This is a genomic window from Sporosarcina saromensis, from assembly GCF_033253735.1.
GTDB lineage: Bacteria > Bacillota > Bacilli > Bacillales_A > Planococcaceae > Sporosarcina > Sporosarcina saromensis.
The window spans coordinates 1-12,990 of sequence record NZ_JAUBDI010000016.1 but is presented as its reverse complement, the minus strand read 5'-3'; the positions used below and the strand labels follow the sequence as shown (position 1 = coordinate 12,990).

Sequence of the window (12,990 nt, the reverse complement as noted above, 5' to 3'; positions counted from 1 at the left end):
CATGATAAGTGAAATGAAGTTACTCTACGACAGCTGGAATAAAAACCAATTGCAGCTTGAGGACCATGAAGACTTTATTTTAATTACGACACCATTCCTTGATTTACACCATGACTTCCTACAGCTCATCTTCACGAGGAACGGAGCGGAAGAATACAGTCTGTCCGACGATGGCTTCGTCCTATCTGAATTGGAAATGCTAGGAATCGATATTTTCAGCTCGCAGAAGCGTAAAAGTTTCTTTGACATGACGCTTCGCATCTTTGGAGTAACACATAATCGAGCTACAGGTGAACTTTCCGTCTCCTTCAAGTCACTATCCGAGTATCCTAAAAAACAGAACAACCTTATCCAATGCCTTCTGCGCGTTTCGGATATGCTGCTGACTGCAAGAAATACTGTCATCAGCATTTTTGCAGAAGAAGTCTCCAACTATTTTATAGAGAACCAAGTGTTTTTCTCGGACGATATCGGCTATACCGGAAAATCGGGCAACTATCAAAGCTTCGACTTTGTCATACCTGCCGCAAGGGGTAAAAAGGAAAAAATTATTAAAGCTATCAACAATCCAAAAGCAGATAATTACAAGCAACCTTTGTTATCGTTTGTAGATATACAAGAGTTGAAACCGAACTCGCAATTCATTGTATTAGGCAATGACTCCATCCAACCGATATCCGAGACATTCTACAACTCATTATCGAACTACCAGATCCAAGTACTTCCTTGGTCAGAACGGGATCATTGGGTTGGTGATTTGCGAATACTATAGAGACACTTTTGAAGTGCCGAAATGGGCTTTGAAAGTGTTTTTTTTGTAGGTGGTTTTTGTGTGCGCTGTGCAGGGGACTATTCAGTATATACACTAGAATTGCATAAAACGCACAAAATGGAAGCGTCGTTCGTGCAAACTTAGCATATGGCCAATAAAAAAAGTAACCATCCTCTGCTAACGTCCAAGTAAGCAGGGTAGTTACTTTCTGTGAAAATAAACCTATTAGCGGCCAACCGCAGGTCATGCAGTATGTCCGTTGCAATGACTGGACGTTTTCGTGTTCGGTCTCTTTGTACTGCACTAAGTTTAACATAAATATTCACAAGATGGACGAAACTTGACCATATGGGCGAAGTGTACTTGATGCAAAGATAGGGAAGTTGTGAACATTTATGTTTTTGAATTGTTATTTTGAAATGCTCCTAGAATTGCCAAAATCATAAAAACTACAAACATACACAGCAATGCTATTTTGACTAATGCCCATGTGTTAAGTAAAGCTTTTACTGATACTATAATTAAAATTATAGTTAAAAATATTAATAATATTTTGTTGAGGGTTTCTTCTGACTCAAATAAAGCTTCAATTACTATTTTCTTTATAGAGACGAAAATTGAGAGTAAACCAGCTATTAATAATAGTAGTGGAATTACAAGATGTTTTAAAAAAGATATTTTATCATCAGATTTGAACATTAAGTCTACTATCGGCATACCCGCATTAATCTCCGATATAATTGGTTTGGATAGCAAGTCCGAAAAGAATAACAGAATAAATGCAAATATTATCAGGATAGTGAGAAGTGGAATGTTAAATCTTTCACTGTGAGATTGTTCCAAGTCAATCCTCCTTTTCTTAAGTATATGATTGGAGGACAAGATTATTCTTTCTAGGTTATTTTGACCATTTCGAGATCTTTTTTGCTTTTTGATAAGTGAATTTAATTAACTCGTTACAATTGCATTTACATAAGTGCTAAGGATATTAGTTGGTGAGTTCGAATTTATTTCTTGTTAACTATTCATAATGATTGAATTGATGTTTCAGGCACAGACATCGACAACTAATTAGCTTATCAGCCAATGCAACAGTAATGGCGACGAATAAGTTAACACAAATAAAAGAAGCATAAACTAATCCCATATCATAAAATCCATTTTACACCATTTTCAAATCTGTGTAGTGTTTGATAGGATTTATTAGCATGGATTTTTAATGTTAAATTAGATCGGAGACCTTCACATGTCTATCAAAATAAATAAAGAAATCTCAAAGGCTATTCAGTTATTGGCTGAAACAGAAGAAACGGGAAATTTGTATGGCTATGCTAGGCAATCAACTATCAAGCAAGACTTAACGGAACAGTTGATGGAGTTGGGGGCATTCGGAGTTCTTCAAGACAATGTATTTATCGAAAATGGATCCATTGGAGACAAATCAAAACTGACAGAGTTAACGAAATTACTGGAATGTGTTACGAAAGGCGATACGATAGTTGTTTATAAATTAGACCGTTTAGGGCGTTCAGTTTCTCAAGTCATTTCCACAATTGAACAATTAACGAAAGCTGGCATTTTTCTAGTTGTTATTGAAAGTGGAATTGATACTCGGAAATCTAAAGACGATTATGAAGGAGTTGGCACGAAGGTTCTGTTAACTGTTATTGACCTCTTGGCAAATCTTGAAAGCACATTTATACAAGAACGTACACGTCCTGCAATCGAGCAAGCAAAGGCAAACGGAGTGAAATTCGGTCGAAAAGAGGTCAATAAACAACTATACAGAAAAGCTGTTATGGAGTTCGAAGAAGCAAACGGTACAAAGACTGTACATGAAATTATCGACGCATTCGGATTGGATGCTAACGGCAAGAGTATTCTATCCGAAGCAACATTTTATAGACGTTTAAAAGAATATCGTGCAGAACAGGACGCTTAAAAAAGAAATAATAGGCACAACAGAATTACAAAAGTACGTTTTGAAAATTAATTAACTTCCAATTGAGGACCGTCCATCCTTTAGCGATGGCGGTTTTTTCTTTCTAATAATGGACCTTAGTTACTGTATGAGTATTCTTATCCTATTGCTCATGGTTTTTGTCCGGCTTAATGCTCTTTTGTAAGTCAAAGGTTTTAGACGAATAATACTTGAACTAGTCATTTTAGCTTTTTATGTCGTTTGAAAGCAGTCGTTGGAAAGTCTAACAGATGTTTTATGATGATTTTCAATTAAATCCCAATCCTGTAATACCAAGTATTGTGACTATCCACATTCATTGATATGATAAGTATAGGCTTAACGGCTATTAAATTTAATTTTGTAAGGAGAGAAGGCTCTTCAACGAAGATACTTTCTTTGCAAACAAATAAAGTAAGAAAAACGGGGGCAACAACATGGCTGAATTGAATTCTAGATTATTTAGCGCAGCGGACAATCTGCGCAGTAAAATGGATGCATCCGAGTATAAAAACTACTTACTGGGATTGATCTTTTACAAGTACCTATCTGACCGGTTATTAGTGAAAGTAGTTGAAATCGCGGATGAATCTCTAGAAGAATACGATACTGCTGAAAAGCAGACCAATCTATATACAGAACTTTTGGCAGATGAAGATGTAAAGGCTGACTTGATTGAGACGTTGGTCGATACACTGGGTTATGATATCGAGCCGCCTTATTTGTTCAACGTCCTGACCGACCAGGCAAAGCAAAACACGTTTCAGCTGAATGATTTGAATAAAGCATTTATCGACCTGTCTACAAAATACGACCAATTCACCGGCTTGTTTGATGACGTTGATCTGACTTCTAAAAAACTCGGATCAGACGCCCAACAGCGAAACATTACCATCACAGAAGTGATCAAAAAGCTGAACCCAATTAATCTATTGGGGCATGGCGGCGATGTTATCGGCGATGCATATGAGTTCTTGATTAGCCAATTTGCTTCTGAAGCAGGGAAGAAGGCTGGAGAGTTCTACACCCCTCATGAAGTTTCGGTCATGATGGCAAGGATTGCTGCAATGGGACAGGAAGATAAGAAATTGTTTAGCGTTTATGACCCAACAATGGGGTCTGGATCACTCATGCTGAATATACGGAATTACATAAATCATCCTGAAAGCGTCAAGTATCACGGACAGGAACTGAACACAACGACCTTTAATCTTGCAAAGATGAACCTTATTCTGCATGGAGTCGATAAGGAGGACATGCGTCTTAGCAATGGTGATACATTGAATAAAGACTGGCCAACTGACGAGCCATACACATTCGACGCGGTACTCATGAATCCACCCTATTCAGCAAAATGGTCATCAGACGACACATTCTTGGATGACTCCCGGTTCAACCGATACGGAAGATTGGCGCCGAAATCGAAAGCGGACTTTGCGTTTTTACTGCACGGATTGTATCACTTGAAAGATTCCGGCACAATGGCGATTGTTTTGCCGCACGGTGTCTTGTTCCGCGGCGCTGCTGAAGGAGTTATTCGGAAGAAGTTACTGGAAGACGGCAGCATTGACGCAGTCATCGGTATGCCGGCAAACCTCTTCTTTGGTACATCCATTCCGACAACGGTCATTATTCTAAAGAAAAATCGTACAACACGTGATGTGCTATTCATCGATGCAAGCCAGGAATTCGTTAAAGGCAAGAATCAGAATAAGCTATCCCAAGAAAACATTGATAAAGTTGTTGAAACCTATAAGAAACGTGAAAGTGTTGAGAAGTACGCTCATGTCGCAAGCTTCGAAGAAATTAAAGAGAATGAGTTCAACCTGAACATCCCGCGCTATGTTGATACGTTTGAAGAAGAAGAGCCGGTTGATATGGCAGCTGTCGGTGAGACGGTGAAGGATATTCGAAAAGAAAAAGAAGGGCTTGAATCCAGCTTGTATGAAATGATTTCTTCGTTAGAATATGGCGAAGAAAATACAGAATGGATTAAAGGTGCATTAGAGGTGTTTAATCATGAGGAATAAAAGTGTGCCGGAAGTTAGGTTCCCAGGGTTTTCTGACGCTTGGGAACAGCGGAAGTTGGGGGATTTGATTATTAAAATGAATGGAGGGGCTTCAATTGCTCCTCATGATTATAGGGAAGATGGCGTTGCTACAGTGCCTAAAGGTGCTGTTAATTCAAGTGGAATTGCCGATTTATCAGGTAGTAAATATGTCGATGAAGCATATTTCGAAAAGAATTCTAATTCGAGTGTGTTTCAAAATGAATTGGTCACGTCACTAAGGGATTTGGTTCCAACAGCGCCAAACATGGGGAGAGTTGTTAAACTTAACGGTTCTAACGAGAAATATTTAATGCCACAAGGGGTATATCGATTAATAATAGATTCCGATGTAGATGAAAACTTTTTGATTTCATTTTCGAATACTGATAATTTCCGAAAAATAATTTCTCAAGAAAAGAACGGGTCAACACAGGTTCATATTAGACATTCCGAGTATTTAGGGATTCCAATTGCTAGACCCGCAATAGAAGAACAGCGGAAAATCGGTTCATTTTTCAACCAACTCGACAACCTCATCACTCTTCATCAGCGAGAACTAACCACCCTCAAACAAACAAAACAAGGGTTCTTGCAGAAGATGTTTCCTAAAGAAGGCGAGTCCGTGCCGGAAGTTCGGTTTCCGGGGTTTAGTGGGGAATGGGAGCGTAAGAGTTTGAAAGAAATAGTGACAAGAGTTACCAGGAAAAATACTCACTTAGAATCAACGCTTCCATTAACGATATCTGCACAGCATGGCCTAATTGATCAAGAAACATTCTTCAAGAAAACGGTGGCTAGTTCTAATCTAGAGGGATACTATTTGTTGTATGAAGGAGAGTTTGCTTATAACAAGAGTTATTCAAATGGATATCCATTTGGTGCGGTTAAAAGACTTGAGAAGTTGGAGAAGGGTGTTTTATCAAGTTTGTATATATGTTTTAAACCTGTTAACTCTGTATCCAGTGATTTTATAGCTCACTATTTCGAATCCTGTGCGTGGCACAAAGAAATTTCTATGATATCTGTAGAAGGGGCGCGGAATCATGGACTACTAAATATAAGCGTAAATGATTTTTTTGACACTCTGCATAAAATACCTGGTTTTGAAGAACAGCAGCAGATCGGTAATTTTTTTAATCAACTTGCCGACACAATCACACTCAAAGAAAAAGAACTTGAAGCCCTGCAACAAACCAAAAAAGCATTCCTACAAAAGATGTTTGTCTAAATGGCTGGAAAGGAGGATGCCTCATGGCAAAGATTCAGCATAGAGATGAGTTAGAAGTGGAACGCCGATTAATCGACGTTCTTGGCGAAGGACACAACCAATGGAATTACCGACCGGATTTGAAGTCGGAAGAAGACTTGTGGAATAACTTGCGGAAGAAAATCACGCAAAACAACTTGTCGGAAATCGGGGAAACACCGCTCACTGATCAAGAATTTGAAACGATCAAGACTGAATTGCTGCTTAAAACGAAAACACCTTTTGACGCAGCCAAGTGGCTGAAAGGAGAGAATGGTATTGCGCGCATTACAATTGAGCGGGAAGACGTTTCGCTTGGTTCTCTGTCGCTCGTTCTCTACTCAAACCAGGACATCGGTGGCGGGATATCGACGTATGAAGTCGTTCATCAGATTGCGAAGCAAAAAGTCAGCGACGATGGACGGGATCGTCGGTTTGACGTCACGCTGCTGATTAACGGCCTCCCGATTGTTCAAATTGAATTGAAACAAGTGAGTGCGAAAGATGGAGTGTTCCAAGCATTCAACCAGATTAAGAAATATGCGGAAGAAGGGATGTTCCGAAATAACATCTTTTCCACGCTTCAGCTGTTTGTCATTTCAAATGAACAGACGACGCGTTATTTTGCGAATGCCATGCCGAAGGACTTGCATAAGAAGTTCGTATTCAGCTGGCGCACGACTGACAACCGGAAAGTGGACAACCTCTATGAATTCGTTAAACAAGTACTGAATATCCCGGATGCCCACCGGCTCATTGCCAACTATACGATCGTCAGTGAGGATCAGGACAATAAAGTTCTGATGGTTTTGCATCCCTATCAAATACACGCAATCGAAGCATTATTTACGTCAGCAATGAAGCATGAATCGGGATACGTTTGGCATGCAACAGGCTCAGGGAAGACTTTGACGAGTTTTGTATCGACGAAGCTGCTTGCCCGTAAACCGGGGGTAGATCGCACGGTTATGCTCATTGACCGCAAAGACTTGGACAATCAGACGACAAGCGAGTTTACGAAGTTTGCTTCTGAATTCAATACGGGTATTTCATCCGGAACTGCCAGGTCAAATAGTTTGATAGTCGGTACAGGCAGCTCACGTGAATTAAGTGAGACGCTGCTATCAAGTGCCAATTCCAATACGGTTATCATTACGACACGGCAAAAGTTGGAGGCTGCTCTTCGATATGCAGAAAGACAGGAAGAACAGCGGGGGACGCAACGTTTTAAGAATCTAATCAGCCAGCATATTGTTTTCGTCGTGGATGAATGCCACCGTGCACTGAGTGCAGAAGGAATGGAAGCGATCAAAAAGTTCTTTCCTAATTCCACTTGGTTCGGTTTCACAGGAACACCGATATTTGAGCAAAATAAAAAGCAGGCGAAAGGCCGGCTCGCTCGTACAACCCATGATCAATACGGTGAAGTGCTCCACACATATACCATTAAGAACGCGTTGGAAGATGGCTCAGTTCTAGGCTTTCAAGTGGAGCATGAAGATACAATCGAACCTACATCACTTGATAACTATATCTTTGAGCAATTACGGCAGAAAGAGAAGTACGCAAGCGTCACAGACGATGAATTGAATGATCTGATTGATAAGATGGAGCAGTTTGAAAAGGAAAGCTATATCGATTCGTCAAGCTATGAAAGTGAAGAGCATATCCAAAAAGTGCTTCACAAGATTTTCCGCCCGGATAATGCTTACACAAAATTCGACTTCCAAAATGGACGACCACAGAAATCAGCGATCTTGACGACGAGCTCCATTGATATGGCGAAATGCTATTACCATGCCATTAAAAAGATGACGGCAGATCCAGATTGGATGGCTAAGGAATTCGCCGGACATCCGATTCGGACGGGGCGTACAATGGACGATCCGGATTTTCCTCGTATCGCTATTACCTACTCGCTCCAGGAGAACGAAGAGGATTCCAAACAGTCACAGGATGAAATGAAGGAAATCATAAAGGATTACAATGAATATTATGGCACAGCTTGGTCGATAGAAGACATCGAACGTTACAACGGAGATATCAACAACAGGCTGGCACGAAAGCGGGCGGAGTTCAAAGAGTTCGGCAAACAAGTCGACTTGGTCATCGTTGTGGACCGGCTGCTAACAGGCTTTGATGCACCGACAGTACAGACTTTATTTGTCGACCGTAATCTCAGTTACGCAAATTTAATCCAAGCTTTCTCACGGACGAACCGGACTTTCCCTGGCAAGACAAAAGGTTTAATCGTAACCTTCCGAAAGCCAGCGACAATGGAAAAAAACGTAGAAGACGCAACTAAGCTATATTCACAGGCACAGGAAGAAACAGCGCTCGTCTATCCGTCCTACGACAAGTCAAAAAAACGGTTTAAGGCAGCCCATAAAACATTGACGACAGTCGTTCCCAACTTGGAAAAGATTGATGAACATTCACCGTTGGAGCAGCGCGTTGAATTTGTGAAAGCCTTCCAAGAGCTGAATAACGCCTACGAAGCCCTTGTAACCTATGATGACTACAACGATGACATGGAAACGTCCAAAGTTTTGCAGGAACAAGTCAAAACGTTGGAAAACTACCTTGGTGTGTATAACACTGTTAAGGGTTCCTTGATGGAAGAAGAGGGTGATGGGGAAGAAGCTCAACCGGATTTTTCTGAAATTGAGTTTTATGGAGACAATACGACAAAGCTCTATGATATCGACTCTACTTACATCGACCGTCTACTAGAAACGTATACAGCGCATAATCAGGATACTCGTGGAGAGATAGAAAAAGCGCTGGCTAAATTGAACAAACCAGCAGCGGCAAAGATTGTTTATGAAACAATTCTAAACGATATCGACGAAGGTAAAATCGATACACAGGAAGATATCTTAGCCGTCAAACGACGCTATTTTACAAATGCTTATGAAAGTGCAATTGAAAACTTATCGAGTACATGGTTTGTAAACGAAGACCAGCTCCATCTTTCAGCCATCCAATACGTACCTGGATCCGACACAATCCCGAACATCGGCGCAATCCTCGACAGTAAACAGTTTGATAAGTATAAAGAGATAAATCCGGGTGCAAAGCCGTTGAAATATGGCCCGCAGATGAAGCGGGAATGGCTGCAGGTGTTGAATGAGGAGATTGTGCCTTATGGGGATGAGTTGCGGTAGGTTAGAAAAGTGATTTAGATACTTACAACGAACCCTCTAGGAAAATTACTGGAGGGTAAAAAACAGGTGCCTGTGCCAAGTTGAATTCAGTTAATTCACTACAATTGTATATAGATAAAACTGGGCTATTGTAGTTGATGTGTTTGTATTATTGACTGCATATCCATACAAATGAATTAACATGAATGTTTCTGACACAGGCACCGTCACTAAGTTGACACCGGAAATGTTGATAGAGTTAAGGTTGTATATTTGGATGAAAATGGAAGAACGGTTGCATCAAATGATTTACGGGCAGCAGATATTCATTCAAATAAAAATACATCTGTCTATGCCGTTCACGCTGCATTGGGCTTAAGTGTTTCCGATATACTTCTACAGGGTTGTAAAACAGTCATTGTAGAAGGACCTTCTGACCAATACTATTTAAACGGTATAAAAAACTACTTAATTAATAGAGGTTTATTTCAGCCCAAAGAAGAAATAGTATTTGTACCTTCCGGAGGGGTGAAAGGTATTCGTCCTTTATCAAGTCTGCTATCTGGAAAAGATGAGGAATTACCTCTTATTTTAATTGATTCTGATTCTTCGGGAAAGGGAATGAAACAAAGTTTGCTAAAAGATCTCTACAAAGACTTTCCATCGAAAGTTATTGAAATAGAAGATGTGTTGGGCATTGAAAGTTCAGAGGTTGAAGATTTAATTCCTTATGAGTTAGTTGAAAGGTTCGTATTATCATTTTCCCGGGGAATAGAAGCTGACTTCTATGATAAGTATGATGACACGAACGCAATATTACCACAAATTGAAATTTTTTTTATAGAGAACGGGATTGATTTACCTCGCGGATGGAAGGTGGATTTAGCACGTCAAGTAAAAATAAACATTTTGAATCCTCGCTTCTCCAAGCATATAACAAGTGAAGTAGAGAATTTTTGGAGCCGGCTATTCAATAGATTCTTATGATTATTAAAGTTATGTTATTAATTATTAACCTTAACGTTTTTATGCGTTCTCCATAGAGCAGTGTTTTCGCCCGGTACAGTAATATTCGTTGCTGTATGAGTAATTTTGTTCTAATTTATATAATGATAGCAATGGGAGGTCTTTTTATGTTGAGAGATGGTATGGTAATTTCTTTTATTAATATGAAGGGTGGAGTGGGAAAAACAACCTTAAGTATAGGAATCGCCGATTATTTGGCACGATACGAAGGTAAAAAAGTTTTAATGGTAGATATAGATCCTCAATTTAATGCAACTCATTCTTTATTAGATGCATATAAAGAAAAGAAGCAACAGAAATTAAGTAATGCTGATGAGATTGAAATTATTGATGATGAACAGACCGAATTGGTTATACCTGTTAATTATTCTGAAGAAGAAATGACTGAAGAGGATGAAGCGGAAGAAACATTTTATAGTAAGATGCTGAGTGAGAATAAAAGTATTTTCCAACTATTTAAACCCAAGTTGGATGTTAGCCACAGGTTTGAAATGCCGAAAGCTGAAGAATTAATAATTAATGTTAAAGAGAATTTAGACTTAATATGCGGAGATTTGAATTTAGTTTTGGCGAATAAAAGTAGTGACTCATCTCTAGTTAAAAGATTGAAAAACTTCATTGCTAACAATGAACTAAGAAAAGAGTATGACTTTATTTTAATTGATTGTCCACCGACGTTAACCATCTATACAGATAGTGCTTTATTAGCTTCTGACTTTTATTTAATTCCTAATAGAATTGATAGATACTCAATAATTGGTATTGATTCGCTTCAAACTGCAATAAGTAATTTGATAGATGATGAAGGCATCCCTTTGAAATGTTTAGGGATAATTTATACTATGATAAATAAAAATTTAAATTCCAAACAACAAAAAATTAAAGATGACTTCGAATCAAAAAAGACAGTGAATAATTTAGATATTTTCGATTCAGTAATTCACGTCGTTAATCATATTCAATATGGTTTAAGCGGCACTTTACCAACAAGATACAAATCTTCACTTGAAGACATACAGGCTATTACCTACGAGATTATGATGAAAATAGAGAACTTAAAAGTACATAGTTAATGGGAGGCGCTCTTTATGAAAGAACTAGTTTTATTTAAAAACGAGTTAAAATCAACAAGACCCTCTCGCTATAAGCTATTGGGGATTGTATCTCAAATAATTCTTTCAAATGAATTATATAAGAAAAATAATGACATGAAAGATTTTCTGAAATACGTTTTTAATCTAGAGTTTAAAGATTATGTTATGGCATCACGGACGTTGATCCTTGCTAGAACAGTACGTTATATTGAGAAGTGTAGTGAAGAGAACTATTTAATATATAAGAAAAGATTGTATAAATATGTTGATCAAAAAATTGAGTTTAAAGATAATGAAAAAAATATATTTGATGGATGGTTATAAGAATGAAGTTTGTAGAAGTAGATGAGGTAAAGGCAGAAGTCGATGAACTAATGAACTATATTAAAATATATTCGAGGGAGATTAATGGCAGAGACATTAATGATAGTGATGTAAACTTTTATAGATTTATAGCAAAACAAATATTGTTTTTTAAAAAAATTTTAATTGCTTATCCAAAAACATATTTCGCAAATGTTCTAGTTTCTGATTTGTATTCTTTATTAATAAATGATATTAAACAAGAAATAAGATATTATTATTTGAATCAAAGATCTATTATTGAAAATTATATTAGATTAATAGAGGTTAACGATGAAAATCAGTCTCATGTTACTAGAAAATCATTTTTAGACTTAAAAAGTAATAATCAAATTAATGAAACAGATTATGGTAAAATAATGAATGAGTATAAAATAGCATGCTCTTATATACATGGCGGCCCGGAGTTATCAGGTTATTTAGTTACAAATTTCCAGGAGTCTATTGAGTTTAAAGCGAGTTTAGGAAAAAGAAAAAGAAAAAGTCAAATTGCCCAATTTATAGACTTGATAAATATTTTAAATTACTTATTCTTAATAAACAATCTTGATGATATTGATGCTGCTTTTCATAGAAGTAAGGTGTTGTTAAAGTATTTAATGGGTAACAATTACTTACAGAAGATAATAGTTAATTGTTGATACACGTCGCCGAGAGGCTGAGAAGAAACGCTGGTTGGATATTACTTTTGATGCCAGGTTCTCATGTAATTTCGAGTACTATTAGAACCTGGCCCACTTTCATATACCACTTAGCTAATCAGCCACTTCCTCTCAAAATACCAATGCAACCGATACTGACAAATCTCCTTCACCCACTCAAACAAAATCCTTTCATGCTCTTTTGCGACATCCAGCTGAGGTACAAACACTCCATCCTCGAACCAAATCAATCCCTTAGACGAACCACTCCATTTCGTCATCGGCATCCTTTCAATGAGCCTTGCCATTCCGGCTTCATTGTAGGTATGCAGTGCAATGCCTTGCTTGTCCGATAGATCCGCATCCCTCCGATACGGTTTCTCTATCAGATAGGCATGAAAGAAAGGTGCCGCTTCCTTTGCAGTGACCGGCTTGTACCAGTCAGCAGGCCCCCTTGAAAGCATGTATTTCAGCAAGACCATCTTTTAGCTCTTGTTCATGCCGGTACGGTTAAGAACAGGTGCCCACTAGCGTTGCACCACAGTAAAAAAATAGATGATATATATATAAAATAGAATAAAAGACTTGAAGAACGACAAAAAAACTCCTAATGTAGGTAAGGAAGCGACGACTAAATCAGTTCCCTTACACTACAAAAAGGAGTAAGCCATGAAAAGTGTAAACCCTAATT

10 protein-coding genes and 2 pseudogenes are annotated in these 12,990 nt (G+C 38.3%); 10 read left to right on the top strand and 2 right to left on the bottom strand.

Translation table 11 applies throughout. From position 1 onward, the window contains the following. Position 1 precedes the first annotated feature (1 nt). Positions 2-772: a DUF1829 domain-containing protein gene (locus QT711_RS14380; protein WP_317945356.1), complete on the top strand. Its 771-nt coding sequence runs from the start codon at positions 2-4 to the stop codon at positions 770-772. Positions 773-1,165: 393 nt separating this feature from the next. Here the strand turns inward: QT711_RS14380 and QT711_RS14375 are convergent, their stop codons facing one another. Next, the gene (locus QT711_RS14375; protein WP_317945354.1) at positions 1,166-1,615 is read right to left on the bottom strand and encodes a hypothetical protein; all 450 of its coding nucleotides are present in this window, start codon (positions 1,613-1,615) and stop codon (positions 1,166-1,168) included. Between the two features lie 403 nt (positions 1,616-2,018). On the opposite strand from QT711_RS14375, the gene QT711_RS14370 reads away from it, so the two are divergent. The 9 genes and pseudogenes from QT711_RS14370 to QT711_RS14335 all read left to right on the top strand — a co-directional run bounded on the left by QT711_RS14370 (position 2,019) and on the right by QT711_RS14335 (position 12,299). After that, positions 2,019-2,714, top strand: a complete 696-nt coding sequence (locus QT711_RS14370) for a recombinase family protein (RefSeq protein WP_317945352.1) — start codon at positions 2,019-2,021, stop codon at positions 2,712-2,714. A 455-nt stretch (positions 2,715-3,169) separates the two neighbouring features. Further along, a complete protein-coding gene (locus tag QT711_RS14365; protein WP_317945351.1) occupies positions 3,170-4,762 on the top strand; it encodes a type I restriction-modification system subunit M in 1,593 nt (530 codons plus the stop codon). Next, positions 4,752-5,297 (top strand): annotated as a pseudogene (locus QT711_RS19605) (restriction endonuclease subunit S); the annotation flags it as partial. The gene QT711_RS14365 and the pseudogene QT711_RS19605, both read left to right, overlap by 11 nt. 84 nt (positions 5,298-5,381) lie before the next feature. Then, positions 5,382-6,005 (top strand): annotated as a pseudogene (locus QT711_RS19600) (restriction endonuclease subunit S); the annotation flags it as partial. A gap of 29 nt (positions 6,006-6,034) precedes the next feature. Then, the gene (locus tag QT711_RS14355) at positions 6,035-9,196 is read left to right on the top strand and encodes a type I restriction endonuclease subunit R (protein WP_317945349.1); all 3,162 of its coding nucleotides are present in this window, start codon (positions 6,035-6,037) and stop codon (positions 9,194-9,196) included. Positions 9,197-9,448: 252 nt separating this feature from the next. Further along, a complete protein-coding gene (locus tag QT711_RS14350) occupies positions 9,449-10,162 on the top strand; it encodes an OLD family protein (protein ID WP_317945348.1) in 714 nt (237 codons plus the stop codon). Between the two features lie 146 nt (positions 10,163-10,308). Next, entirely contained in the window at positions 10,309-11,274 is a 966-nt protein-coding gene (locus QT711_RS14345; RefSeq protein ID WP_317945346.1) for a ParA family protein, read from the top strand. A gap of 15 nt (positions 11,275-11,289) precedes the next feature. Beyond that, complete coding sequence (locus QT711_RS14340; RefSeq protein WP_317945344.1) at positions 11,290-11,619, top strand: hypothetical protein; 330 nt, start codon at positions 11,290-11,292, stop codon at positions 11,617-11,619. A 2-nt stretch (positions 11,620-11,621) separates the two neighbouring features. Next, positions 11,622-12,299 (top strand): hypothetical protein, encoded by a 678-nt coding sequence (locus QT711_RS14335; protein ID WP_317945342.1) that lies wholly within the window; start codon positions 11,622-11,624, stop codon positions 12,297-12,299. A 110-nt stretch (positions 12,300-12,409) separates the two neighbouring features. Here the strand turns inward: QT711_RS14335 and QT711_RS14330 are convergent, their stop codons facing one another. Then, a complete protein-coding gene (locus tag QT711_RS14330) occupies positions 12,410-12,781 on the bottom strand; it encodes a hypothetical protein (protein ID WP_317945340.1) in 372 nt (123 codons plus the stop codon). Positions 12,782-12,990: the final 209 nt, after the last annotated feature.